Source organism: Thalassobacillus sp. B23F22_16 (assembly GCF_043496955.1).
Lineage (GTDB): Bacteria > Bacillota > Bacilli > Bacillales > Halobacillaceae > Thalassobacillus > Thalassobacillus devorans_A.
Map to the genome: position 1 here is coordinate 44110 of NZ_JBIEKD010000018.1, position 26294 is coordinate 70403.

Annotated in this window: 28 protein-coding genes; 9 read left to right on the forward strand and 19 right to left on the reverse strand. The window is 44.6% G+C overall.

Features of this window, described 5'->3' with window-relative positions; genetic code table 11:
• Positions 1-79: 79 nt before the first annotated feature.
• Positions 80-1237: an MFS transporter gene (locus ACGTNI_RS14215; protein WP_394463479.1), complete on the forward strand. Its 1158-nt coding sequence runs from the start codon at positions 80-82 to the stop codon at positions 1235-1237.
• A 41-nt stretch (positions 1238-1278) separates the two neighbouring features.
• Here ACGTNI_RS14215 and lepB read toward each other — a convergent pair whose 3' ends face one another.
• Positions 1279-1821 carry a signal peptidase I gene (lepB, locus tag ACGTNI_RS14220; protein ID WP_394463480.1) on the reverse strand — a complete coding sequence of 181 codons (543 nt, stop codon included), beginning with the start codon at positions 1819-1821 and terminating at the stop codon, positions 1279-1281.
• 54 nt (positions 1822-1875) lie between these two features.
• Positions 1876-2523 carry a TVP38/TMEM64 family protein gene (locus ACGTNI_RS14225; RefSeq protein ID WP_085506916.1) on the reverse strand — a complete coding sequence of 216 codons (648 nt, stop codon included), beginning with the start codon at positions 2521-2523 and terminating at the stop codon, positions 1876-1878.
• Positions 2524-2753: 230 nt separating this feature from the next.
• On the opposite strand from ACGTNI_RS14225, the gene ACGTNI_RS14230 reads away from it, so the two are divergent.
• Positions 2754-3143, forward strand: coding sequence for a YhjD family protein (locus tag ACGTNI_RS14230; protein ID WP_062444268.1), 390 nt, complete (start codon positions 2754-2756; stop codon positions 3141-3143).
• Here the strand turns inward: ACGTNI_RS14230 and ACGTNI_RS14235 are convergent.
• Both ACGTNI_RS14235 and ACGTNI_RS14240 read right to left on the reverse strand, forming a co-directional pair.
• Positions 3091-3609 (reverse strand): competence protein ComK, encoded by a 519-nt coding sequence (locus tag ACGTNI_RS14235; RefSeq protein WP_394463481.1) that lies wholly within the window; start codon positions 3607-3609, stop codon positions 3091-3093. The two genes, ACGTNI_RS14230 and ACGTNI_RS14235, sit on opposite strands and share 53 nt — an antisense overlap.
• Before the next feature lie 123 nt (positions 3610-3732).
• Positions 3733-3876: a hypothetical protein gene (locus tag ACGTNI_RS14240; protein ID WP_176223985.1), complete on the reverse strand. Its 144-nt coding sequence runs from the start codon at positions 3874-3876 to the stop codon at positions 3733-3735.
• A gap of 65 nt (positions 3877-3941) precedes the next feature.
• On the opposite strand from ACGTNI_RS14240, the gene ACGTNI_RS14245 reads away from it, so the two are divergent.
• The 3 genes from ACGTNI_RS14245 (at position 3942) to ACGTNI_RS14255 (ending at position 5900) form a co-directional block, all read left to right on the forward strand.
• Positions 3942-4412: a DUF3939 domain-containing protein gene (locus ACGTNI_RS14245; protein WP_085506914.1), complete on the forward strand. Its 471-nt coding sequence runs from the start codon at positions 3942-3944 to the stop codon at positions 4410-4412.
• A 297-nt stretch (positions 4413-4709) separates the two neighbouring features.
• Positions 4710-4973, forward strand: coding sequence for a hypothetical protein (locus ACGTNI_RS14250; RefSeq protein ID WP_394463482.1), 264 nt, complete (start codon positions 4710-4712; stop codon positions 4971-4973).
• A 336-nt stretch (positions 4974-5309) separates the two neighbouring features.
• Positions 5310-5900: an SCO family protein gene (locus ACGTNI_RS14255; protein ID WP_394463483.1), complete on the forward strand. Its 591-nt coding sequence runs from the start codon at positions 5310-5312 to the stop codon at positions 5898-5900.
• Between the two features lie 237 nt (positions 5901-6137).
• On the opposite strand, the gene ACGTNI_RS14260 is transcribed toward ACGTNI_RS14255, so the two are convergent.
• From ACGTNI_RS14260 to ACGTNI_RS14270, 3 genes are all read right to left on the reverse strand, one after another.
• The gene (locus ACGTNI_RS14260) at positions 6138-7676 is read right to left on the reverse strand and encodes a fatty acid--CoA ligase family protein (RefSeq protein ID WP_085506912.1); all 1539 of its coding nucleotides are present in this window, start codon (positions 7674-7676) and stop codon (positions 6138-6140) included.
• 168 nt (positions 7677-7844) lie between these two features.
• Complete coding sequence (gene lplA, locus ACGTNI_RS14265) at positions 7845-8843, reverse strand: lipoate--protein ligase (protein ID WP_394463502.1); 999 nt, start codon at positions 8841-8843, stop codon at positions 7845-7847.
• A 65-nt stretch (positions 8844-8908) separates the two neighbouring features.
• On the reverse strand, positions 8909-9643 hold the full coding sequence (locus ACGTNI_RS14270; protein WP_394463484.1) for an MBL fold metallo-hydrolase: 735 nt from the start codon (positions 9641-9643) through the stop codon (positions 8909-8911).
• A 130-nt stretch (positions 9644-9773) separates the two neighbouring features.
• Between ACGTNI_RS14270 and yhfH the strand changes: the two genes are divergently transcribed.
• Complete coding sequence (gene yhfH / locus ACGTNI_RS14275; RefSeq protein ID WP_082411990.1) at positions 9774-9902, forward strand: protein YhfH; 129 nt, start codon at positions 9774-9776, stop codon at positions 9900-9902.
• A 208-nt stretch (positions 9903-10110) separates the two neighbouring features.
• On the opposite strand, the gene ACGTNI_RS14280 is transcribed toward yhfH, so the two are convergent.
• From ACGTNI_RS14280 to ACGTNI_RS14300, 5 genes are all read right to left on the reverse strand, one after another.
• Positions 10111-10818 (reverse strand): CAP domain-containing protein, encoded by a 708-nt coding sequence (locus ACGTNI_RS14280; RefSeq protein WP_394463485.1) that lies wholly within the window; start codon positions 10816-10818, stop codon positions 10111-10113.
• A gap of 189 nt (positions 10819-11007) precedes the next feature.
• The gene (gene hemY / locus ACGTNI_RS14285; protein ID WP_394463486.1) at positions 11008-12411 is read right to left on the reverse strand and encodes a protoporphyrinogen oxidase; all 1404 of its coding nucleotides are present in this window, start codon (positions 12409-12411) and stop codon (positions 11008-11010) included.
• A 9-nt stretch (positions 12412-12420) separates the two neighbouring features.
• Complete coding sequence (gene hemH / locus ACGTNI_RS14290; RefSeq protein WP_394463487.1) at positions 12421-13350, reverse strand: ferrochelatase; 930 nt, start codon at positions 13348-13350, stop codon at positions 12421-12423.
• Positions 13351-13363: 13 nt separating this feature from the next.
• On the reverse strand, positions 13364-14401 hold the full coding sequence (gene hemE / locus ACGTNI_RS14295; RefSeq protein ID WP_394463488.1) for a uroporphyrinogen decarboxylase: 1038 nt from the start codon (positions 14399-14401) through the stop codon (positions 13364-13366).
• Between the two features lie 176 nt (positions 14402-14577).
• The gene (locus tag ACGTNI_RS14300; protein ID WP_394463489.1) at positions 14578-16764 is read right to left on the reverse strand and encodes a transglycosylase domain-containing protein; all 2187 of its coding nucleotides are present in this window, start codon (positions 16762-16764) and stop codon (positions 14578-14580) included.
• A 104-nt stretch (positions 16765-16868) separates the two neighbouring features.
• Between ACGTNI_RS14300 and ACGTNI_RS14305 the strand changes: the two genes are divergently transcribed.
• A complete protein-coding gene (locus ACGTNI_RS14305) occupies positions 16869-17375 on the forward strand; it encodes an antibiotic biosynthesis monooxygenase family protein (RefSeq protein ID WP_394463490.1) in 507 nt (168 codons plus the stop codon).
• Positions 17376-17541: 166 nt separating this feature from the next.
• On the opposite strand, the gene ACGTNI_RS14310 is transcribed toward ACGTNI_RS14305, so the two are convergent.
• From ACGTNI_RS14310 to ACGTNI_RS14325, 4 genes are all read right to left on the reverse strand, one after another.
• Positions 17542-18177, reverse strand: a complete 636-nt coding sequence (locus ACGTNI_RS14310; protein WP_394463491.1) for a response regulator — start codon at positions 18175-18177, stop codon at positions 17542-17544.
• Positions 18174-19235, reverse strand: a complete 1062-nt coding sequence (locus ACGTNI_RS14315) for a sensor histidine kinase (RefSeq protein ID WP_394463492.1) — start codon at positions 19233-19235, stop codon at positions 18174-18176. The genes ACGTNI_RS14310 and ACGTNI_RS14315 overlap by 4 nt, the downstream gene beginning before the upstream one ends.
• A gap of 11 nt (positions 19236-19246) precedes the next feature.
• Positions 19247-20020 (reverse strand): cell wall-active antibiotics response protein LiaF, encoded by a 774-nt coding sequence (liaF, locus tag ACGTNI_RS14320; protein WP_394463493.1) that lies wholly within the window; start codon positions 20018-20020, stop codon positions 19247-19249.
• Between the two features lie 155 nt (positions 20021-20175).
• Positions 20176-20823 carry a phosphatase PAP2 family protein gene (locus ACGTNI_RS14325; protein WP_394463494.1) on the reverse strand — a complete coding sequence of 216 codons (648 nt, stop codon included), beginning with the start codon at positions 20821-20823 and terminating at the stop codon, positions 20176-20178.
• 103 nt (positions 20824-20926) lie between these two features.
• Between ACGTNI_RS14325 and ACGTNI_RS14330 the strand changes: the two genes are divergently transcribed.
• The gene (locus ACGTNI_RS14330) at positions 20927-21361 is read left to right on the forward strand and encodes a ferritin-like domain-containing protein (RefSeq protein WP_394463495.1); all 435 of its coding nucleotides are present in this window, start codon (positions 20927-20929) and stop codon (positions 21359-21361) included.
• A 127-nt stretch (positions 21362-21488) separates the two neighbouring features.
• Positions 21489-22667: a M20 metallopeptidase family protein gene (locus ACGTNI_RS14335; RefSeq protein WP_394463496.1), complete on the forward strand. Its 1179-nt coding sequence runs from the start codon at positions 21489-21491 to the stop codon at positions 22665-22667.
• Here ACGTNI_RS14335 and ACGTNI_RS14340 read toward each other — a convergent pair.
• From ACGTNI_RS14340 to ACGTNI_RS14350, 3 genes are all read right to left on the reverse strand, one after another.
• Positions 22664-23380, reverse strand: coding sequence for an EcsC family protein (locus ACGTNI_RS14340; RefSeq protein ID WP_394463497.1), 717 nt, complete (start codon positions 23378-23380; stop codon positions 22664-22666). The genes ACGTNI_RS14335 and ACGTNI_RS14340 overlap by 4 nt on opposite strands.
• Positions 23381-23860: 480 nt before the next feature.
• A complete protein-coding gene (locus ACGTNI_RS14345) occupies positions 23861-25075 on the reverse strand; it encodes an ABC transporter permease (protein WP_394463498.1) in 1215 nt (404 codons plus the stop codon).
• Complete coding sequence (locus tag ACGTNI_RS14350; RefSeq protein WP_394463499.1) at positions 25068-25811, reverse strand: ABC transporter ATP-binding protein; 744 nt, start codon at positions 25809-25811, stop codon at positions 25068-25070. The genes ACGTNI_RS14345 and ACGTNI_RS14350 overlap by 8 nt, the downstream gene beginning before the upstream one ends.
• Positions 25812-26294: the final 483 nt, after the last annotated feature.

Sequence of the window (26294 nt, forward strand, 5' to 3'; positions counted from 1 at the left end):
TTTCCCCCTTCGTTATGCACATCGTTATGCCGTTTACATATCTTGAATTATATTATCGCTTATGAGAGGATGACAGATCATGAAGCAAACCTTCCAGGCACTGGTTCTGGTCATTTCCGGGATATTCATCGCCAGCAATTTATACACGATGCTCCCCCTTCACCCTGCCCTTGCCGAACATTTTGCGGCAACACCTGCCTTAACCTCTCTGACGAGCACGTCGTTCATTATCTTCTATGCCTGCGGGCTGCTGTGTTTTGGTGTCCTCGCTGACATCTATTCCAATGCACGGATCCTTAAGTCCGGTATGTTTGCTGTCACGGTGATTACCGCCCTGATTGCCTTGACCGACTCCCTTGGAATGCTGCTGGTGCTTCGGGCAGTGCAGGGGTTTTTTGCCGCAAGTTTTGCACCGCCTGCATTCAGCTACACGTTTAAACGGTTTTCGGGGGCGCGCCAGGCTTTTGTCATTGCTATGATCAATACCGGATTTTTGTTTGCCGGAATATTTGGCCAGCTGGTTTCCGGCTATTTCGGCTCATCCTACGGTTATCCCATGGTGTTTGTCGTATTCGCCATCTCCTACTTTTGTTGTGCTCTATTCATGGTAGCAGCTTTACGTCCGGCTGATGCTGTAGATAGGAGATATGCCTCGATTTCACTTACTACCATTCTATCATTTTTCAAGCAATCTTCCTTGCGAAAACTCTATTTGATCAGCTTCTTTCTACTATTTACCATCATGCTCTTCTACAGCAGTTTTGAATGGTATATGGAAAAAAGCCCCGAGCAACTGCCATTGACTCTGCAGCAATTCCGGATGCTCGGTCTGATTGGCGTGCTTCCTGCTTTTTTTGTCAGTCGTATGCAAAAACATCTCCATCCGGCGATCCTGTTATGCTTATTTTTAAGCTTGATGATGGGGGCATTCATCCCTGCTATGGTCAGTCTGTCAACCGCCACACTTATCTGGGCTTCGGTGATGATGATCGCCTCCACGTCGGTGACGATTCCGATGGTTATCGTCCTGATCGGCACTATCGCTGTCACAAACAAAGGGAGCGCCCTGTCCATCTACTCGTTCGTCTTATTATCCGGTGCAAGCGTCGGTTCTTTCCTTGCTCCGTTCCTGCCTCTGGAAGCGGCTGTTTATGTCATAGCCGTCTTGTTTGCCTGCTTCACCCTGGTATCTTATCGAATATATTCTAAGCAGGAAAAAGCCCTGCCGGCGAAATGAATCGGCCTGCAGGGCTGCTCGTTAGATCATGTTATTTTATTTTAAAACTGAATCGCTAATTGCGACATCGGCCAGTACCGGACATCGACTTTCCCAACGACGGTGTCCATCGATACAAACCCGAAGTAACGACTATCCAGACTGTCGCGACGATTGTCGCCCATCACGAACATCTGGCCCTCCGGTACTTCACTTTTACCAGTCACTTCTTCAAGCGTGAAGTCTTTCGTAAATAATTTACCGTCATCCGGGCGGAGTGCCTCTAAATATTCTTCCGGCTGTGCCTCGCCATTGATATATAACGTATCATCTTTGAATTCGATGTGATCCCCTGGTAAGCCGATCACTCGTTTCACATAATCCTCTTTTTCGTTGGCGTGAAATACGATGACATCCTGCCGATCGATTCCTTGCCAGTCATAAACCACTTTATTGACCATCAACAAGTTTCCATCATACAGCGTCGGTTCCATCGACTCTCCATCTACCACATAACTGGCAAACAAGTACGACCGGAACAAAAAGGCGATCACCAGCGCAAACAAAACAGTACGGAAAACTCGCCAAAAATTCTTCTTTTTCATTCTTTATGCCTCCACGGTGTGTGCTAACAACATCTTACCCGCTTTTGACATAATCTAATCGTTTTGGTAACGTTTCCGTTCTGCTTTTTTCTGCAGCCACTTTTCCAGAAACTTTCCAAGCACCCAGAACAACGTAATGCACACAGCAACTACAATCGTTTTCACCGGATTCTGGGCGAAAGATGTAATGCTTTCTCCGACATAGGCAATGGTGAAAATCATCACCGATTTCCCAAGCAGGACCGCCAGCACGAACTGCTGCCTGCTGACTCCCGACAATCCAGCCACGACATTGATGATCGAGGAAGGCGAGAACGGGAAACACATCAATAAAAATAACGGACCGAAGCCATGATTCTCGACCCAGGTCGTCACCTTTTTCACCTGTTTATGATTGGCAATGAACTGCATGAACCGCTTCTTTCCCAGCCTGCGGATTATCGTAAATACAATAACCGCTCCGACACTGGCTCCAATCCAGGAATAAAGAAAGCCTTTCAGCAATCCGTAGGCGACCGCATTCGCCAAAACGAATACAACCAGGGGAAGGATTGGAAGGAATGCCTCAATCATCGGCAGCAGGATACCTGGCAGGGGACCGAGCGCTTCGTACCTTTCCAACTGGGCCATGATATATTCATACAGTTTATCATCTTCATACATCTGCTGGAATTTATCAAAATTCAGGGTATAGATATACATCGAAAGTAGCTCCTTAGCTTGTACAATTCATTCCTATGTTTCCATTTTAATCAAAAACAGAAGCTTTGACTATTGATTGATGCAATAGCTGCTCTCGTATATAGCTTACCCTAAAATTCCCTCGCTCAGTGGAGTGCTTCCAAATTTTCCAGAAAAAACTTGCATACTTTTTTTCCGTTCGTGCTATAATACTCATAACAGAACATACGTTCGCAACGGAGGGAAATGTCATGCGCTATTTAAAAGAAGAAGAATTGGAGGTCACCTCCCGCTACCTCTTTCTTTCGATGGCACTAGTAGTCATCCAGCAGGATCGGCGGCACATCGAGAAAGGACAATTCAAAATCAAGGAACACTATTTGGAGTTGTTAGGGAAAATGGAATCAGAGGCCCGCACAGAAAGAAGAAACCTACGCGCCCGAATGGATCGGGAAAAACTTCAGGTCGTCCAGATCAGCAAGAACGATTCCTTCACTTCATTCCTGTTCCTCGCACATGGCTATGAAGAAAAACGCAATTATTTCAATCCGGCAATCCGTAAGAAAGTAGAAAATATCTTGTACGAACTTATGCAAAAGGCTCTGCGATCTGCTCCGCAGTATACAGAGAAGAATGCTTGATCCGATTTTCCAGAAGGAAACGGAATTGAGCGGTACGTTGAATCTGATTGGCAATCATGCCCGGTGAGACAGGGACAACGATGGAGGATCCATTGGTGAATTCGATAGTGGTCTGGTAGCCGTCAAGGCTGTTAAAAGAGCGGATATGGCTGTGGGAAATCCAGGAGCAGTCTTTTCGTTTCGGAGAAATTGTAGGAAAGAAGTAAATGCCCATCGACTGGGAAATTACAATCGGAGGTTTATGAGTAAACCCGGCAACTTGTTTCGTACCGGCTAAGCGTCCCGGCAGACTGGAAGCGAAATAGCGGCATGCTTCATCAACCAGCCGGCTTGGATGGACGGGAAGCTCATGCCTTGCACCGGTTTCAATTACCTCTGTCAAAACCTTTCCGTAAGACGTAGTGGTTGCCACCAGAGCAAGGGTCTGCGCTGTAATCTCAAAGGTATCTTTTTTAATTGGACTCATTCATGTCATCTTCCTTTCTGACTTAAAAGAATTCGTGCTATTTAAATGTACCACTAAACATGAAAAAAGTCCTAATTTTTCACAAATCTTTTTTAATTTATCAGGGAATGGCTATTCTGTCTGCTATAATTGAGCTGAAGGAACCTGCCTGGCCTCTAATTCTTCTTTATGGCCGTCATGCCAACAGTCATCATCCGGCCAGCCAAACTCAGGGTTAATACAGGTATAGATATCGAGTTCCCGTTCATTTAATTGGCTATTTTCCATTTCGCACACACCTCCCCTGTTAGTGTGTGCCTGTTATATCGTTTTTAAACAAGGAGGGATGGGTTATGTGGAAGAAAAAGAAATCGAAGCCTGCGCCAAAACCGACAGAAGTTTATGAACAGCGCAGCATTCCAATCCATGAAGTTCGAAAGGCAGTCAATGCCTATGCCAGCCAGCTTCCAAAAGGCGTCGAACTGAGTGTCATTATTAAAGAAGACTTGACGATCGACTACGACTTAATCGCCCCTTACCTGAAAGGTATCCCGGTAGAGACCTACTATATGTCGCGGGAGACCTATGAAATTTTTCCGGAAGAAGAGAAGCAGCTCGCGCTAGATCTCGACCATGTCCAGCGCGCCGTCGATCAATATATGAAAGCAACAAAGGAACTCCCCATCATAGAAAACGATCCCTACAAACGAGTCAGCTACTACAAACTCGAAACATTGAAACTGCTGCCTTACCGTCCTGACCGCGACTTTTACATCACTGACGAAGAATTCCTCATCACCTACCAGCCACCTTCAAAAAAATGACCAAACTCCTCACAGCATATGGAGTTTTTTTATGCAATTAAACGTTGTTGTCGGTTTCTCATAAGAGAGTTATTCCATTAAAGGGCCGAAAAGTCGAAGGCTTGATTTTGAGATATCATGGGTTCTTTGCCATAAAAGAATCAGGGGTGGCTGGGAGAAAAGAACCCCTGTTATAGAGGAGAATGTCTTCTACAGCCGCTGGTTACAAGCATGTTTTTACAAGTAGCTCTCCCTTTGGTTGAAATACTGCATAACGATGTTTCCGTTTCTCCCATAAATGCAAGGAGGGCCGGGAAATTGCGAGACTCCAATGGGAAGATAGTACATGGTGAGATCCCGCAGGGCTTTAGCCCGAGGAAGCTCACCGTACACCCATGGAAAGCGAGTAATTTCCCGGCCCTCCAAACCGTTACTACCGTAACGGAAACAACTTATCTCAAAACTGAGTCTTCAGTAAAAGGGAGCTTTACTTTAACAAAGCCTATGTTAAAAGAAGATAAAAAAAGGACCAATATCCAAACGGTGGATATTGGCCAAAGAGACGACTGGTTAAACTTTTGAGTGAGGGAATTAAATCCATGAAAAAGCTTGGGAAGCTTTTCCAATCTGTTGCCAATCACCGAGGTGATTAACAACTAACTCATGATTTAATTTTAATATATACCCGGTATTCCTTCACCGAAAAAGTATTGCGGTACACCGCAAAAACGTTTGCGCTATTGTTAGTTTTTGTCATAAAATTCTCATTTATTTGAAATTACACAGAATGTCAGTTGAAATTGTGAATTTGTTTTCAAATTTTTGTCATCAGTTCGTCACGAGTTTCCCCTATTTCCCCTACCAGAACATTGTATGATAAAAGTATATTCTATTCGTAATGATGCAGGGGGAGTTATAATGAAAAAAAGATATTATGCCATGTTTGCCGGGATTATTGCCATCGGGATCACGCTCGGTATTCTATATATTGAGGTTTGGCGTGATTCCGGCGTTCAGCTGCCGAAGGATGTCCTGCTTGAAACGGCTTCAGCAGAAAGCTATGATTTTGAAAACATGGAACCGAAAGTACGGCTTATCGAATTTTATTACACCCAGTGCCCGGATGTCTGCCCACTCACCACTCAAAGGATGATGCACCTTCGCGAGATGTTGAAAGAAGAAGGCGTGTATGGGGATAAAGTGGAATTCATTTCGATATCGATCGACCCGGAAAAGGATACGCCAGAACGTATTCAAAAATACATGGAGACTTATGCCATCAGCCCGGATGAAAATGGCTGGACTTTCTTAAGAGGATCGTTAGAAGACACAAAAGCTTTTGCAGAACCTTTCCGCTTCCGCTTTGAAGACCGTGGCACCGACTATATCGTCCACGATTCGTTCACTTACCTGATCGACCAGGAAAATTACCTGATTGAAAAGTTTTCCATGGGAGAAGGCTTCGATAAAGAAAAAGTATTCAAACGAATTATGAGGACCGTGGACTGATTTCAAGCTACAATCGCGGCAGTCATTTTATGAGACAAAACAACGTTATAATAGACAATCTTACCGGATGAGAGAAATCACAATAGGATGAGAGACAATTTCGAAAATAACAGAGACAGATTCAAATTTTTTCGAGACAAATTTAAAATTAAATGAGACAGCATCGTCATATATGAGACAACCAACAAGGAGACATTCCTCCACAAAAAGGAGGCCCGCACCGGGGCCTCCTTTTTCTTACTGTGTGATTTTTTCGCGCAAATTCTTACGTAAAATTTTACCTGTGGTATTCTTGGGAAGCTCCTCTAAAAATTCCACACTGGTCGGTACTTTATATTTGGCCAGGTGTTCCTGACAATATGTGATCACCTGTTCTTCATTCAAGTCAGGATCATCGGAAACGACAAAGCTGATCACCGTTTCACCGGAATCCGGATGAGGGGCTCCGATGACTGCTACTTCCGAAATGTTAGGGTGATCATACAACACTTCTTCCACTTCGCGCGGATAAACGTTGTAGCCGCCAACGAGAATCATGTCTTTTTTACGGTCAACGATGGAGAAGTACCCCTCATCGTCCATTTTCGCCATATCCCCGGTATACAGCCATCCGTCGCGAATCGCGACCGTCGTTTCTTCAGGCATTTTATAATAGCCCTTCATCACATTCGGGCCTTTAACGATCAACTCTCCGACTTCCCCTGGTGCCACCTCTTCTCCAAGCTCGTCCACGACACGATTTTCGACATTTTTAATATTCGTGCCGATCGACCCTGGTTTTCGAGGGCGGTCAAGCGGGTTGAAGCAGGTAACAGGGCTGGCTTCAGAGAGTCCGTACCCTTCGGATACGATGACATCGAACTTTTTCTCGAATGCTTTCAACAGTGCAACCGGCATCGAAGCACCACCGGAAATACAGAGACGGTTATGCTTGAACGTTTCTTCCATGCCATCTCCGGTTTGCAGCAGATAATTATACATCGTCGGCACGCCCGCAAATACAGTTGCCTTCCACTCTTGAGAAATTGTAAAAACAGCCTGCGGAGAGAATTTCGGCACAATCAGTACGGTCCCTCCATTCATCAAAGGACCATTCAAGGCAACAGTCAGACAGAAAACATGGAACATTGGCAGCGCAGCAATCACCCTGTCATCATTGGTGAATTCCAAATAGTCCGCGACATCTTTGGCATTGGAATAGATGTTTTTATGGGTGAGCATCGCCCCTTTTGGCTTTCCAGTCGTTCCGGAAGTATAGAGAATAACCGCGGTATCATTGTCATCAAGCTCCGGACGTTCCAGCTCCAGACTTCCTGCTCCAACAGTCTTTGTAAACGATTTCATTTTTTCGCTTAAAGAAGACTGTTCCCAGCCCGGATTTCCCCCTGTCTCTCCTACGAAATAATGCCTGATACCCGGGATGTGTGCATCCATATGTTCAAATTTCTCGAGCAGGACATCCATCGTAATAACGCCTTTGACGTCTCCATTTTTCAAAATATAGCTAATTTCGTCAACCGTATAAATCGGATTGATTGGGATTACCGTAGCTCCGATTCGCAAGGCGCCATATAGACCAATAACAAAAAATGGACTATTGCCAACGACCAATGCGATGTGATCCCCTTTTCCATAACCAAGCTGCTTAAGACTGGAAGCAAACTTTGTGACGGCTCCTTCTAATTCCTGATAGCTGGTTTCCTTATCCTGAAATATGTACGCTGCCTTGTCTGGTTGCTGCTGTGCCGTCAGTGATAATTGATCACTGATATTCATAGTGTGTCCCCCTTCACAATAAAATGAATGAATGGTCATTCACCATTCTGTAAAAAATATTCATTCTAATTATAAAATACTGAAAACTTTCCTGCAACAACTGTATTTTTTATCATAGGTTTTTGGTAAGTAAAAAGACTCCCGTTTCCAGGAGTCTTTTCACTGATATTAATAAAGGATATTAAGAAAATCTTCTTTTGTAATTTTACCAAGATAATGGGAAATATCTACATCAGCCAATGCTTCCGAGATAGCACTTTTCTCATATTTTGTGCCGATCAGACGCTCCTCGATTTCACTAATATCACCGACGCCGAAAAAGTCACCATAAATTTTCACGTTTTTGATCATACCCTTTGCTACATCAAGGCGGACATCATAACTTCCTGCTCCTTCAATCCGCTTCGTATGCTGGATATTAAATTTCGGTGATTTGCCATAATTCCATTCCCAGTTCTGATAGCGTTCTTCTGACAACTTGTGAATGGCTTTCCAATCCTCTTCGGTCAATTTATATTGCGGCACATCCTTTACATCTTCCACATCGAAAATATAACGAAGGATCAGCCGCTTGAACTCGTCCATCGTAATTTTTTCATCCAGATATTCGGAAATGTTAGCAACACGGCTTCGTATCGACTTAATGCCTTTGGATTTGATTTTTTCCGTTTTTACATTTAATGATTTTACTACATGCTCAACTTCCGAGTCGAACATCAACGTTCCATGGCTGAACATACGGCCGCGCGTGGAGAATTGCGCATTACCAGAAATTTTACGGCCATCGACCGTAATATCGTTTCGTCCGGAAAGCTCTGCATCGACGCCAAGTTTCTTAAGTGCTGCTGTAACAGGTTCCGTAAACTTCGCAAAATCATGGAAACTATCCCCATCATCCTTCGTGATGAAGCTGAAGTTCAAGTTACCAAGGTCGTGATAAACAGCACCACCGCCTGACAAACGACGAACCACATGAATTCCGTTCTCTTCTACATAGTCGGTATTGATTTCTTCTATGGTGTTCTGGTTTTTTCCGATAATGATCGACGGTTTATTGATATAGAACAATAAGTAAGTTTCGTTGATATCTAAATTTTTCAGTGCGTATTCTTCAATAGCCAGATTGATTCGCGGGTCATTGATTCCCTCATTATCAATAAATAGCATGACAATCAGCCCTTTCATTTATTCTGCCACCTACCATTGTAATGAAATCCCGCAAAAGAAACAATTCATTGGCTTTCCCACGTCCATCCTTCTTCGGCGAGCGAAACCAGTCCCTCATATCTCTCTTTCGCTTCCTTGATCAACTGGTCGTGTTCGCCGAAATGGGGAAGATGACTTAACAGCAGTTCCCGGACTCTTGCTTTGTTTGCGAGAGCACCTGCTTCTTCGCTCGTCATATGACCTGGACCTGTCCCGTCCATTCCTTTATAAAAATTTGTATCGGTAATTAATAAATCAGCGCCTTCAGCAAAAGGAATCCACGCTTCAGAAAAACTCGTATCGGCTGTATAGACGACTTGGTGTTTACCATTAGAAACCGCCATGCCGTAACAGGGAACAGGATGGTTCGTCTCCTGAAATTTCACCGTAAACGGTCCGATACTTAGAGTTTCCGATGGATCGTACGCTTTTCCTTCTGTGTACTGATGCGATAACGAGTTAAACTTCGCTGTATCAAACGGGTGTCCATAAATTGAAAGTTTCTTATTAGTGTCTTGCAAGGTGTTCTGTACCAGCCAGGCATATTGCAGGACGCCAACATCCGCAATGTGATCCTGGTGGTAATGGGAAATAAGTACTGCATCTAACTGAAAAGGATCAATATATTTCTGCAATCTCGACATACCTCCACTGCCGCAATCCACCAGCAAACGAAAGTCATCCTGTTCGAATAAATAGCATGATGTCGCGCCTTCAGCTGCCGGATAAGCACCCCAAAAGCCAATGACTGTCACTCTCATATAAGTTCCTCCTTTTTCCAACATATTTACTATTTTAACATTGTTTTATAACAGCCTATTGTATTCTGCGTTTTGTTATATTACAATATGGATATACTAACTTCAAACACAAAATCAGGAGGCGATTTTCATGATGAGTATTGTTGAATTCTTTAAAAATCTTCCACGTAAACAGTGTGCAAGCTGCGGTAATGCCATTGATGAGAAAGCAGACTGCTACGGCAACCTATGTGATGAATGCGATCATCCAGCACGCTAAGTGCTGTTAAACGAATATCCTTTACGATGATTTCCTTTCACTTTGGGACAGCTGTTATATAGCTGTCCTGTTTTTTATGTTTTGTATTAAAATGACTGTAACAGATTTTTATCTCTTTAGGAAAAGTTCAGCCCTGTTCTAAAATTCATCCAAGTTTTACTATTTAAAAAAGAATCCCGCCACTTTGCGGAATTCTTTTTATTCATACTTATTTTCTGATAAACATTTGGGTCCAGTAGTCCCCATTCGCGTCATAACCGACACCGATATGAGTCAACTGTCCATTTAAAATATTTTTCCTGTGTCCAGGACTGTTCATCCATCCTTCTACGACACTTTCAGGTGTCTGCTGTCCGGCTGCGATGTTTTCTGCCGCTCTTTGATAGTCGACTCCAAAGTCCTTCATCATGTCAAAAGGACTGCCATAAGTCGGAGAGTTATGACTGAAATAATCATTTTCCGCCATATCTTCTGATTTTTCCTGAGCGACTTCCATCACTTCCGTGTCAACTTTGAGCGGTTTAAGACCGTTCTTCTCCCGTTCCTGGTTGGTAAGATCGACAACCTGCTGCTGAATATCATTGATATTTTGATCGCCTTGAGGCTGTTGCGGCTGGTTCCGGGCTGTTTCATCATTTCGATTGTCCGGTGTTACAGTATCACCGTTCGGGTAATTATTGCCATTAGGGTTTTGATAGTTGTCCCGCTGTGTATATTCTCCAAGATCATAGTCAGTAAAAAAGCGATATTCATCCCGCTGGATGTTATCCTGCCTTGGAGTAAAATCGTCAGGACCAAAGTTAACCTGCTGCGGATCATTGTTTACATCTCGCATTCCCTCGTCATTCCCTGCAGCACAGGCAATCAGAAATGTCATTAAGAACAGTGAAAATCCCTGTGTGATAAGCTTTTTCATCAGATAACCTCTTTTCTTCAATAGATGGTCATCTGTAGTATTAGCGGTAACAATGCGCTTCAATCGCACCTATAAATGGAAAGAATAATAACTAATTTAAGAACGGTATAGAGAAAGAAAAAAGCTCAGAATTAAATTCTGAGCTTTTCCTTTATACTGAGTGATTCAAATTGTGCATGCATGAGGTTATTATTTCAGGAAATTCAATACTTTTTCGACTGCGTCCTTTCCCTGGTCAATACAGTCGGGAACACCGACGCCGTGATAAGACCCTCCAGCCAGGTACACGCCTGGAAGTTCCTGTTCCATCGCTTGCTGGATTTCATTCATTCGCTGTTTGTGACCAACCGTGTATTGCGGCATGGCATTTTTCCAACGGGAGATAACGAAAAATTCCGGATCGGCGGTAATGTTCATGGTTTTATTGAGATCATTAAGGACGATCTCAACAATTTCTTCATCAGATAGGTCAACGACTTCCTGGTCATCCGGTTTCCCGACGTAGCAGCGGAGCAGAACTTTTCCTTCCGGCGTTGAGTGAGGCCATTTTTTATGCGTCCATGTACAGGCAGTAATGCGAAAATCGCTGTTACGCGACACGACGAATCCGGTGCCATCGATGTCTTTTTTGACCGCAGAGGCATCGAAAGCCAGCGCCACATTGGCGACAGATGTTGCCGGCATCTCCTGGAACGGCTTCATTAAATCATGTTTACTCAACATCCGCTCTACAGCAGAATGAGGCGAAGCTAGAATCACAGAAGCTGCCTCCATGACAGTTCCGTCATTTAATAAAAGGTTATAATGGCTGTCTTTCTTTTCGATGTGATCCACCGCTTTATTCGTATAGACTGTCCCTTCGTCAAGATGATCGGTAACCGCCTCTACCAACGACTCCAAGCCATCTTTCAACGTTAAAAACATGCTCGGCTTTTTACCTTTTTTGGCAGGTTTGCGGGCAGGCATCGTTTTATTCAAGCCTTTAATCAAGCTGCCGTATTCCTGTTCCAGATGATAGAAGTTTGGAAACGTGGACATTAGGCTAAGATTATCAATGTCGCCGGCATATATTCCGGATAACAACGGCTCAATCAGATTTTCAACTACTTCATCCCCGAGACGATTACGGAAAAAGTGACCAAGTGACTGGTCTTCCTGCGGAGCGCCTTTCGATTTGACGAAGTCCTTTGCGGCTTTCACTTTCCCAACGGGGGAAAACAAACCGGAAAACAGAAACGGACGTACTTTCGTTGGAATTCCCATAAAAGAGCCACTCGGCATTTTATGAAGCTTATTTTTCACTAAAATATACGATTGACCCGTACCATTGGGAACCAGCTGATCGCCAAGACCGACTTCAGAAGCAAGCTCCGATGCACTTTTCTTACGGGCTAAAAAGGAATCCGGTCCTCGTTCGATCGTGAAGCCATCCTTCTGTTCCGTTTTGATTTTCCCGCCTAATTTATCACTCGCTTCCAACAGTTTAACTTCATAAGGAAGCTGCTGATGTTTGATTTCTTTTTGCAAATAGTAAGCGGCAGCGAGACCTGTAATTCCGCCGCCGACTACTACAATTTGTTTAATTTCAGACATGGACATCCCCTATTCTTTCACTTTTTCCAAAACGACTTTTGCTAAAGTATCAATGAATTTAGGATGAGTATTAGGCATTTCCGGACGATAGTAGTTCGCACCTACTTCATCACAGACAACTTTACATTCATAATCATTGTCATAAAGAACTTCGAGATGGTCAGATACAAACCCTACCGGTGCATAGACAAAGGAACGATAGCCTTTTTCGTTGTATAAGTCTCTCGTTAAATCCTGGACATCCGGTCCAAGCCAGGGATCCGGGGTATTCCCTTCACTCTGCCAGCCAATTTCGTATTGGGTGATACCTGAAGCTTCAGCAATCAAGTCTGCTGTCTTTTTCAACTGGTCCGGGTATGGATCGCCGCCTTGAAGAATTTTCTCCGGAAGGCTGTGCGCAGACACGATCAGGCAGGCTTTCTGCTTTTCCGTCTCGTCCATTTTGTTATATACAGAATCGATCTGTTCCTTCCAGAAATCAATGAATCCTGGCTCATCATACCAGCTTTCCACGGATTTGATTGTCAATCCATGGTTCGCCGCTTCTTCCTGGGCACGACCATTGTAGGATTTGACGCTAAAAGTAGAATAATGCGGTGCCAGTACAAGCGAAACTGCTTCTTTGATACCGTCTTCTGCCATTTGTGCTACTGCATCCTCTACGAATGGTTCAATATGTTTGAGACCGAGGTAGAGTTTAAATTCTACCTCGTCCTGAAGCTCATTCAGTTTCGCTTCGATCGCTTTTCCCTGATCTTCTGTGATACGTGCGAGCGGAGATATTCCGCCAATAGCATCGTAACGTTCGCGCAGGTCCTGCAGCATTTCCTCCGACGGTTTGCGCCCGCGGCGAATGTGTGTATAGTAACGTTCAAGGTCTTCTTCTTTATATGGAGTGCCGTAAGCCATTACAAGCAGCCCCATTTGTTTCTTTGCCATCAATCATTCACCTCTAATTTCTGCTGGAATACTCATGAATCAGGCTGGTCAACCGTTTCAATGTTTCTGGTTTGATTTCCGGTGTTACCCCATGACCAAGGTTGAAAATATGAGCAGGGTTTTCTTTCCCTTCATCAATGATCCGTTTGGTACGCTCCTCGATGACGTGCCAGTCCGATAACAGCAAGGAAGGATCCAGGTTGCCTTGAAGCGGCTTCGTGATGCCAAGATTTCTTGCTTCTGCAATAGACATTCTCCAATCCAGGCCTAACACATCGACCGGCAGCTCATTCCACTCTGTGATTAAATGACGTGCTCCGACACCAAACATAATCAACGGTACCCCTTCTTCCTGAAGCGAAGAAAAGATACGGTGCATGACCGGCTTGATGAATGTGCGGTAATCTTCCTGATTCAACGCACCGACCCAGGAGTCGAAAATCTGAATCGCTTTTGCTCCAGCATTGACTTGTCCCCGGACATATTCGATCGTCATATCGGCCAATTTATCCATTAGCATAAACCAAGTTTCCGAGTCGCTGTACATCAAGGACTTGGTTTTATTATAATTTTTTGAAGGGCCACCCTCAATCATATAGCTCGCCAGGGTAAACGGTGCCCCGCTGAAACCGATCAATGGAACATTCAGCTGCTCCTTTGTCAGCAGTCGGATCGTATCCATCACGTAAGGGACATCGGATTCGGGATCGATCGTACCTAATTTTTCGACATCCGCTTTGGACTGAATCGGATTATCGATGACCGGACCGATTCCTTTTTTAATATCGACATCGACACCAATAGCAGGAAGCGGCGACATAATGTCTTTATAGAGAATAGCCGCGTCTACGCCATATTGTTCCACTGGCAGCCTCGTTACATAGGCACATAACTCCGGCTGATGAGTAATTTCAAATAAGGAATACTTTTCCTTCAGCTGACGGTATTCCGGCTGAGAACGGCCTGCCTGACGCATATACCACACTGGTGTGTAATCGGTCGTCTCTCCGCGGAAAGCTCTCAAAATCGTATCGTTGATCTGTCTTGTCATGCTAAATAACCCCTTTACTATATGTTCAACATAACTGGAACCGGATCTGTCAACACATGCCGGAATCCGTTTCCCATGAACTGTCATACTTTTTATCCGTATACCACTATAACACTTTTTTACTATCTACATAGGACTTGACGATTTTTTGTCACCATTTTGTGCGATTTTCCCAATCACCACTCCAATACTGCCCGGTTGGACTGCTGCCCTTCCATCTTCGTATACGGATCGTAAGGAACAACATAGTAGGTATGGCGCTTGAATACGTTCTTTATTTCCACCGTGAACGCCCCATCGCCCTTTACTTCACCTACACGGGTATCGACTCCAGGCTCCTCTTTATAAATGTGATAGACAATTCGATCATCCTCACCAGGAGTCCATGACAACCTCCCCCGGATAAGCGATGATCCTCCAACTTCAAACTTGACGTTAAGGTCGTCGATTGCTGGTAGTTTTACTGGAGGAGCAACATCCTCTTCTACTCCTTCAGGCTGTTGAAAACTGGCGCTCAACCCTTTTTGCTGATCAACCTTTGTCAAAATCGCTTTCATCATAGCGGTGGGGTAGCTGCTACCCCCTTCCAGATAATGATCTTTCCCGGATGAATCATAACCCATCCACAAGCTTCCGACATATTCCGGTGTATAGCCGGCAAACCATACATCTTTATTTTTACCTGAGACGGAATCATGCTGCTGGGTACCTGTCTTGCCAGCTAATGCTTTCCCATAACTGCCTGATGTCCCGGTCCCATGAGAAACGACACGTTGAAGCATCTCGGTCATATTCCAGGCAACCTGTTCAGAAAAAACAGTTCGTTCTTTTGGTTCCATCTCTTCGATGACTTCTCCGTTTCGGTCTTCGATTTTCTTAATGGCGTACGCATCGAACGACTTTCCGCCTCTCGCAAAAGCACGGTAAGCTTCTACCATCTCCACTGGTGAGTAGCCATGCTCAAGTCCGCCGAGCGCCAGCGACAAGCCGCTGTCATTGGTTTCCAGGCCAAGCTTCTTCAAGTATTCTTTGGAAGTCTTAATACCAATTTGGTCAAGCAGCCATACCGCTGGAACGTTTTTTGACTTCACCAGCGCATCATATAAGGAGACAAGCCCTTCATAATTACCATCATAGTTTTTTGGTTCGTAATTACCAAATTTCATTGGACGGTCAACTAGTAAGGAGTATGGATCATACCCTGCCTCCATCATCGCCGGGCCGTAGACCGACAATGGTTTAATTGTTGAACCTGGGGCACGTCGTACGTTGGCACGGTTCATCGTACCATGCTCGTAATCACGTCCTCCGATAGCGGCAACAATTGCTCCGCTGTCCGCATCCATCAGCGTGAATGCACCTTGTACCCCTTCTACAGAGCCCGGTGCATATTCACCATTCTGCATCTCCTCATAAGCGATTTTCTGGATGTCAGGGTCCATGCCGGTAATAATCCGGTAGCCTCCGCGCTTCAGTTCATCTCGGCTGATATTGTAACGGGACGCCGCTTCCCGGATGACCAGATCCACGTAACTATTGGACCATTTCTGATCTTCGCGCTCCTGATAATTCACTTCAAGCGTTTTCCCTTGCAGCTGTAGTAACTGCTCGGATGTAATCATACCAACACTGTGCATACGGTCGAGCACGACGTTCCTTCGCTTCACGGCTTCTTCGGGATTATCAACTGGCGAGTATGTGTTCGGTGCTTTTGGCATACCCGCGAGCATTGCCCCTTCAGAAATAGTCAGCTCTGATGCAGGCTTGTTGTAAAAAACTTGGGAAGCCTGCTCGACCCCATAAATACCTTTTCCAAAATAAATACGGTTCAGGTATAGTTCCAGTATTTCTTTTTTCGTGTAATTACGCTCCAAATACAGTGCAGCCATTACTTCTTTCGTCTTTCGCATAAATGTCTTATCATTGGTTAAAAACAGGTTTTTGGCCAGCTGCATCGTAATCGTACTGCCGCCTTCTACCTTCTTCATCGCTATCAAGTCTTTATAAACTGCACGGAAAATTGCCCTCGGGTCCACTCCGCCATGTTCATAAAAGCGGGCATCCTCAACAGCCATAAACGCCTCCTCGACGTGATCCGGTATTTCATCCATCGATATCAGGGTGCGATTCTCCGTGTAGATTCGCTCGATCACTTCTCCGTTTTCCAGTTCTACGGTCGTGGCATCATTCAATACCAGCTTTTCTTTATCTGCCACCAGCATGCCGCCAAACAAAATCGTCAAGTAGCCAAGCACAGCCAGTATGACAGCACTTAATGCGACAATCGCGGCCCATTTATAACGCTTTTTCTTCAGACGTTTCATTCTGGTCGTCGGTCTATCGTTGTTATTCCAAAGTTTCAAGGCTTGCGCATCCTTTCTTGTAGCTTTCCTCTATGTGTTATAACTTGTTTTTTCTTTTCTTTCATTGCTAAACTGAATTTATAATGGAAAGGGGATATGTGCAAATGAAAGTTTCTATGACAAATGGTACACCAAACTATTTAGCAAATCTAGATAAGAAACACCCAGAAACGACACTCTTTTTCATGCAGGACCAAGATAAAACCGTCGCCTACCATGAAGGTGAGCCTAGTATTTTCAATGAAGGACGGGAATATGAAACGGTAGACGCTGTTGGTGAGATGCAGCCAGAAGGTTTCGTCGTTATGAACAACATTCCAGTCAGCGACGAAGGTCGTCCTGTTTTTGAAGACCGCTTCAAAAACCGCAAAGGCGGAGTGGAAAAAATGGAAGGCTTCCAGGCACTGCGCATTCTCCGTCCCTTAAAAGGAAACACTTATGTAGTTCTCACGCAATGGCGCAATGAAAATGACTTTGAAGACTGGAAGAACTCCCAGTCGTTTGAACAGGCACATCAAAATTCCGGACCAAAGCATACCAAAAAACCTTCCTTTATCGACGGTGACGCTTATATCACTAAATACCGAATGGTACAATTCGACGAAGAATAAATGACTTCTATATTGAAAGTGAGTCTTCAGAAAAAGGGAGCTTATATTGAAAAACAACTCTGAAATTTAATAGAGCCCATAAAAAAGTGAGCTGGCATAAATGCCGCTCACTTTTTCATTCCATCAGGCTTTTAACCATATTTCCAAGCTAATCGTCCTGCTCACTTCATATCTTTTTCAGCAATTGATTTTTATGGGCATAGACCGCTGCCTGTGTCCGGTCGTGGACACCGAGTTTACTAAGTATATTGCTGACATGGGTTTTCACGGTTTTTATGCCTATATAAAGAGAATCACTAATTTCCTGGTTGGTCATTCCTTCCCCGATACATAACAAGACTTCCAGTTCCCGCTGTGTCAATTCATCATGGGGTTTTTTCTCGGATGATCGGAAGCGGTTCATCATCTTCCCCGCCACTTTTGGTTCGATCGTATTTTCGCCACGATAGGCTTTCTTGATAGCATCGGCGATTTCATCGGCTGATGATGTTTTCAGCATGTAACTGAATGCTCCTGCCTCAAGCGCCGGGAACACTTTTTCATCATCATAATAGCTGGTCAGAATAATCACTTTACAATCCGGGTGTTCGGTCATGATCTGTTTTGTAGCTTCAATGCCGGTACCATCTTCCATGATCAAATCCATCAGCACGACGTCTGGCTTCAAGTCAGCAACCAGCTTCGCACCTTTATTACCGCTGGAGGCTTCTCCGATGATGTCGAGCTCATCCTCCGTATTCAAATAAGCGATGACTCCTTTTCGGACAACATCATGATCATCAACTACCACAACCTTTATCATCCTATCTCCCCCTTAACTGTCTGCAACGGTACACGTATATCAATATGCGTACCTTCCCCTTCCCGTGAGCGGAGTACAAAGTTGCCCCCTATCTCTCCTGTCCTTTCTCGCATTGTTTTTAATCCATAGGAAGCAACAATCGTTTCTTTTTCCTTCATATTGAACCCCACTCCATTGTCTCCGATATGTAAAAAAAGCTCTTCGTTTTTCTCTTTCAGGCTCACATTGACATCCGTGGCATTGGAATGCCGCAGTATATTGGATAACGCCTCCTGGATAATCCGGAATAGATGTTCCTCTTTTGTCTGAGAGAGATCAGCTGTTTCCTCCATTTGAACATGAAAATGGATGGGGCACTTCTGCTCCAATTCTTCAACCAGGCGCTCGATTCCTTTTGTCAACGGTTCCCCTGATAAATGGACAGGTCTGAGGTGCAGCAATAATGCCCGCATTTCCGTCTGTGCCTGTAGTGCCATCGCAGAAATCTCCTCCAACTGCCGCTTCGCCTGATCTGGTTTTTTGTCAAACATCCTTACTGCCGCCTGGGACATCATCGTCAATGCGAATAACTGCTGGCTTACCGCATCATGCAAATCCCTGGCCAGGCGCTGGCGTTCTTCCATGGTCGCAGCACTATGGGCTTTTTTAGCGAGCTCTGCTTTCTCATCCGCAAGACGTACTAAAGAGTCCTTTTGTTCCTGCAATTTACCGCCCAGCTCATTTAACTCACTGGCAATTCTAGCAATTTCATCTTCTTCACTGAACAAAACTTTCGTCTTGAAGTTCCCTCTTGCCAGATGGGTAATCACTGTCGACAGACTATCGATACGATCCTTTAAATCTCCGCTTGAGCGGAAGCCTGCGTAAAAGGCCATGAACAGACCAAGCAGAAAATAAATACCCATAAATAAAAGAATTGCTCCTGCTGACAGCCACTCCGGTGTGAACCATACATGGACAGAGAGCAGTACAGCCAGAAGCACAAAGGTATTCAGTATCAGCCCAAATAAATGCGATCGTATAAATGTATATCGAATACTGCTTAATCGCTTCAACATACCATCCGCTCCTATACCTTGTCGACCCGGACATCGCCAGCCTTAAGATCAATATCGATCGTCAATCGCCTTGTTGCATCCTGGTAACCTGGCGTCTCAAAAGTCGTTGATCTATTGATGCCGTCCGATGTCTTACCGAGAAGATTGATACTGCCGGCTTTAACAAATGCTTCTATCCGGTAATCAAGGTTCTCCGGCATCAGCATTTTTATATCTCCCGCCCAGCCTTTCACAGAAATAGGGGTATCTTTTTCCGGGATAAAAGCTTTTGTGAAATCAAAGTGGTAATCCCCAACTGCATTCCACAGTTGCATCGGTTCCACTTTCCAATTTTCTGCATTATATTGATGGTCGCCGATGACCGTGTGCATTTTCTTATTGTTATGTTTTTTTTCAGATGAAGATCCACTGAGGTCTCCCGTATCAACATTCACCCGGAACCGCTTCCGGCTGCCCCCGAGAAACATACCGAATCCAATGTAGATAAATAGAAGCGGCCAGAGTTTGAACACATCGCCAAACGTAAATGTAATAATGCCTATTTCTCCCAGCAGCACCAGAAGCCCATAAATAGTAAAAAAAGAACCGAACATCCAGGACCCCCCGTGTCCTGTAACCCTGTCCCACCAGAGCTTCATTCCGATAAGCATCAGGATTACGGCCAGGACCAATCCCCATGATATATATAACGTTTTATCAATTACTCCAAGGTTTTCCAACATTAGCACGATACCTGTTCCTATCAGCAAGAAAGCAAGCAAGAAGTGCAGCCATCCTTTTCTCATCATCGCTCATCCCTTTTTGTCTCTATCTTTTTAAAATTAGACAACCTTGTCTTTAATCCCTGCTTTTTTACCGGGTTATCTTTTATTTTCCTGGCTCTATTATCACAAAAAAATCCCCGAGGCGTAACGCCCGGGGGAATGGTTCTTTCTCCGTCTCAAGTCGGAGATGATTTTCTTCTTCTTTTCCATCTATGATATAAAGAAAGCCACACCGCGACCACAAGGATTCCAAAGCTGAAACCTGCGATCACGTCCGTTAAATAATGCACCCGTAACACATAACGACTGAATCCGATGAGCAGAACCAATATCAGACCCAACGCAATGATCCAGATGGCTGCCTTCATACTTTTCATTTGTATCATCAAAAAATAAACAAGCAGACTATAGGTGACCATCGATACCATCGCATGACCACTGGGATAACTTAATCCTGTACCATCGACACTTTCCAAAATGCGTGGTCGTTCCCGCTGCACAAGATGCTTAATGGCAAAGTTAGCGCCATAACCTGCAGCTACACCTGAGACAAGCATAATCCCTGCGATGCTATCTTTATAGTAAATCCAGAGAATCAACCCTGCTATGATCGCTATCGTATATAAGAACCAGCTCGAACCTAACTCGGTAATCCATCGGAACATAGATTCCACAGCAGTTCCTTCGCCTTCAGCAACAAATGGACTTGCCCAGCGGTCAAGAATTGGTGTCCCTTCTGAAGCTGCTTGGAACGTGAATATGATAACCGACAGGAACGCCAGCACAAGCATGGCTGCCACAAAGTAGCGCTGCTTTTTCGTCATCAACTGTACCCCCATTCTTCCTTACAATACCACATCGACGTTTATGAAAAACTATCCAGGGAATAGTAACAATGGAATATTTTATTGGAAAGGATGAATGAATATGGATGAACAAATGAAAGAATTGATTGATGGTCTTAATGAAGACTTAGCACATGAATATGCAGCTTCGATTATGTATACGTATAATGCAGCAACAGTTGATGGGCTGTATTATTCCGTATTGAAGCCATTTTTTGAAGGGGAAATCGCAGACGAGCAGGGACACGCTCTCTATCTGTCTGAAAAAATTAAAATTCTTGGAGGTACCCCTACCACTACTCCAGCAGAAGTAAAGCAACTGACCAACGTCAAGGACATGCTGGAAGAAGCTCGCAAGTCAGAGGAAGATACTATTAATCGATATGAAAAACGTAAACAGCAGGCAGAAGAACTTGGTTTGACGGAATTAGTAGTCAAGCTTGAAGATATGATCGCTGATGAAACCCAGCACATGGAAGAAATGGAACGTCTGCTTGCAGACCCGCGTTTATCTTAATAATTTAAGAACGAAAACGCCCGGACATCGCCGTCCGGGCGTTTTCTTTATGTCCACATAATTCTGACAATGGCGGGAGATGTGATAGAATAAAAAACAAGCTAACCTACGGAGGAGGAACCTGTTCATGTGGAAAGATATCTACACCGCTATTGATGAATCCTACGAAGAAATGGTTGAAATCAGGAGATATTTGCACCAATATCCCGAAGTGTCGTTCCAGGAAGAAAAAACAGCGAAATACATTGCTGATACATACGAAAAGCTAGGCATCCCGTACGAAGCCAATATTGGCGGCAACGGCGTCATCGCCAGGTTAAAAGGCGGGAAACCTGGCAGTACAATCGCTCTTCGTGCCGACTTTGACGCCCTGCCGATTCAGGAAGAAAATGACGTACCATATAAGTCCAAAAACGATGGTGCTATGCATGCGTGCGGACATGATGGTCATACTGCCGTCCTTCTGACACTTGCCAAAGTACTCGTCAACTATCAGGACAAAATCCCAGGCACAGTCGTATTCCTGCATCAGCACGCCGAAGAATACGCACCAGGAGGCGCAAAGCCGATTCTCGAGAGCGGCGCAATCGATGATGTTGATGCGGTATTTGGTACCCACCTGTGGGCGACGACCCCGCTTGGCACCATCGAAACGACCAAAGGTGCTTTCATGGCCAGAGCAGATCGATTCGAAATCACCATCAAAGGAAAAGGCGGCCATGGCGCACAGCCCCACCTCACCAAAGATGCGCTTGTCATCGGATCGCAATTGGTGACATCCTTGCAGCAAATCGTCAGCCGGCGTCTAAATCCATTGAAAACAGCTGTCGTCACAGTCGCTCAGTTTGAATCGGGCACAGCATTCAATGTCATTGCGGATTCCGCCAAGCTTACCGGCACCGTCCGTACATTCGACCCAGAAGTGCAGGAAAAGATTATCAAGGAGATGGAAAGAATTACGAAGTCTGCCTGTATTCCTTATGAAGCTGATTACGATTTCGATTATTATAAAGGGTATCCGCCAGTGATCAATCACGCCGAGGAAGCAGCGCTAATCCTTGATGAAGCGCCTGAAGCTGACGCCTCCTTAACGACCAGAGAAATAGAACCGAGCATGGCAGGAGAAGACTTCGCTTACTACTTACTAGAGAAACCAGGCGCCTTTTATTTTACCGGTGCCAAGAAAGAAGGACACGAATACCCTCATCATCACCCTAAGTTTGATATCAATGAGCGGGCACTTCCTCATGCGGCCAAAACGCTGCTCCAGGCTTACCGTTCGTACCAGAAAAAGTATACATCTTAATGATCACGGAGCGTCCGGAGACGGTAGCAATTCATCGCCGTCTCCCCTAACTGCTCCAGCAATTTTGTATTCGCCCACGCCCCTACAACAGCCCCGAACCCAGGGATCAGTTGAAGCATTTTAACAAAGTCAATGGTATCGCGGTATTCCAACTGCAATGACTTCCAATCGACTTCTTTCCATTTCCGCTGTTCCTGTTCCCAATGATTAATGATACGCGCTACTTCCCTTTGCTTATTATCACTGGAAAAAGCCAGCATGAAGACATGAAGAATATACATCCGTTCTTGATAATTCCGAACTTCATAGCCATAAAGCTGTCCAACATCAAATAAGAACTTCATTTTAATACTCAAGAGTAACGGAAAATCAGCCATACCAAGCAGCAGCCCTCCTGCTCCTGTCCCCGCTCCTTCAACAGCGGCGGTACGCTTATACCGTTTCATCCGCTCGTATACCATAGCTTCCCGCTCTCGAAAAGAAGCATCCGGGTTGATATCTACTGGGTCGATGTATTCGGAAGTAGTCAGCGTTGCCTCTATCATTTTACGAATACTTTCTGTTACGACCTGATGTACGCGCTCCGGGATTTTCTTGTTTATTTTTGTTTGGATCCGCTTGGAAGAACGTTGAATCAGCGTGTCACGTTTGCTTAAGGATTTTTCCCAGCGCTTCGCTTCCCGCAGCACCTGTTCCTCATAAGACGATAACAAAGCGCCTCACCTCCTTTTCCTCTCCAGTAGCACTTGTCCAATTGACTTAATTAGCCGAAAAGTCGAAGACTTGATTTCGAAATAACAATGGTTCTCTACCACAATAGCGTCAGGGTTGGCCGGGAAACTACTCGCTTTCCTGCGGGGGACCTGGCGAGCTTCCTCGGGCTATCGCCCTGTGGGATCTCGCCTAGACCCTTCTCCCGCGGGAGTCTCCCAGTTTCCCAACCGACCCATCCGAAGAATGGAGAAAAGAACCCATGAGGTATTGAAAATGTGTTGATTATTGAACCAAGACGCAGGTTTTAAGCTCAAATTTCTTATGCCCACGGAAAGCGAGTGATTTCCCGGACCTCCCAACCGTTACTACCATAACGGAAACAACTTATCTCGAAACTGAGTCTTCAATTAAAGGGAGCTTATATGTAACACTGATATTTAATAGAGCCTCTTTCAAAAAAGGAGCCTTGTTTCAGGCTCCTATATCAGTCTTGGTTTGATGTAGCTCTGTGTGAACATCCAGCTGAAGATGGCTCCTCCTCCCCAGACGAGAAGCAGGCCAAGTGGGTTCCATTGAATGATAAACAGCAAACCGAACAGGAATGTCTGGAATAACATCAGTTGAAACAGCCATTTCAGCACGGCCTTTTGCCGCCATTCCTGCCTCAAAGGATATAAGTCCATCCAGGCAATCGTCCGGTGATGATTCCATAACGTCATCATCTGAAACGCACTTAGATACAGGAACAGAATGGAAAAAGCGACTTTTACCCAGATATTCGGCACATAGTAGATGGCAAGCCCGCCGATGACCAGCAGTCTGAAATACATTCCGACATAGTCGCTGCTCCGGGCAAAGGTGATCCGGTATAAATAGTCAAATGACTGTGACTGTTTGTAAGTAACAGGCTTGAGCAGAAGTCCTACCAGCCAGTGCCGCTTCTTCACTGTGTTTTTTAAATGGGGTACATCGGTAAACATATTTGCAATCCGATAAAAAGCACGCATTCTCGCCTGATCCTTTTCGACAAGAACATCCCAGACGAGACCGGGTTTTTTCTTTGCCAGGGAATAATTGTACATCGTCACGCCAAATAAAAGCACGGTAACAATCCCGGCAAACATTAACTCGCCCGCTGCAAAGAAATAAAACACGACAATGCTGAGCAGAATCCGTATCAGCTGATCCCATAACCTGGTATTAGGATTCCTTTCTTTCAGCATCCACCAGTTCGCCATCATGTTCCACCCTTTGAAAACAAGGACCACGAGCATCATCATCAAATAATATCTTGTGCCCTGTTCCGGATAGCTGGCAAAATACAATGGTCCTAACGCAGCAGCAACCAGCAGCACTAAATACAGCTGGATGACATAACTGTAATAGAGACAGCGTTTGAAATAATCATCCAATTGGTGTTCTGCAGGCAAAAGGAAAACAAGATCCGGCTCTTTCAAGAGCGTGCGAACCGGACTATAACTGGCGATTAAACCAAAGGCGATGCCGACAATCATAGCAGTCGGGAAGTTTTCCGGAAGCTCCGTCAGCCACTGCTGGTAGTAATAAGCTAATGCTGAAAGGAAGAATATCATCGCTACAGCGATATGCCCATTGAAAATATATTTTAAGTACCTGCCCGTTTCTTTGGTATGCTCATTAAACCGCTTCTGCCAAAACGCCTTCGCATCAATCATGGTTCTCTTCCTTTGTCAACTGAACATACAGGGCATCCAACGACGATTCAGGCATTTGAAAGGCTTCCCGCAATTCTTCCAGTGTTCCTTTGGCACGGATTTCCCCATCGTGCAGAATGACAAAACGGTCACAATAGCGCTCGGCTGTTGCTAAAATATGCGTGGACATGAGCACGCCTGCTCCCTCCTGTTTCATTTCCTCCATCAGCTGCAGATAAGACTGAATACCAAGTGGATCAAGCCCGACAAATGGTTCATCGACGATATATAAGGATGGTTCAATCAAAAAAGCACACATGATCATCACTTTCTGACGCATTCCTTTCGAAAAATGCACCGGAAACCAGTTCAATTTCTTTTCCATGCGAAATTCCTTTAGCAGAGGATCCAAACGTTTTTTGAATTCCTGTTCCTCGATGCCATAAGCCATCGCCGTTAAATGCAAATGTTCATATAACGTAAGTTCATCATATAGGATGGGCATTTCAGGTATGTAAGCCATCTGCTGACGGTAAGCTTCCGGATTTTCTTCAAAGCGTTTGCCATTGATGGCTACTTGTCCTTTTTTCGCCTGCATCATCCCGATGATGTGCTTGATTGTTGTACTTTTCCCTGCCCCATTCAAACCGATCAGACCGACGATTTCATTGGGATGGACATCGAAAGAAATTCCATGCAGGACATTTTTATGTGTATAACCTCCGTGGAGGTCTTCAATATGTAATAAAGGTTCCATTTAATCATCCTCTCCATTGCAATCCTTCTTTATAGAATTTTACCACTACCCTTAAACTATGCCAAAAAATTCATGTGCATAATTTCGACTCATTCCGCCAGACTACGTAGTAAGGAGTGAGGCAGTACCCCGTTTCACAATGACAACATCAACGAGTGGTTCAACCACGAAATGAGGTGTCGGTGAAAGATCATTCATGAGCCAGACCCAGATTCCCCATGACAAATGAGGTGTTGACAGAAGGCTTATCAGCGGTTTCCTATCCAAAATTCCGGAAGCTTTTCCAATTGAATGGCTTCTCTTTTTGAAAAATAGGTAACAATTCGATCAATGATTAGCTTCACTCCTTTTATAGCGAGGCTGGGACAAAACCCAGTAAATTAAACGGAAAGTGGTCGGCATCAAAATGATGCCGACCACTTTTTTATGGTTTTCTTTTATTTTCAATAAAGAAAATAAGGACAACCTCTGATAAAATTAAAG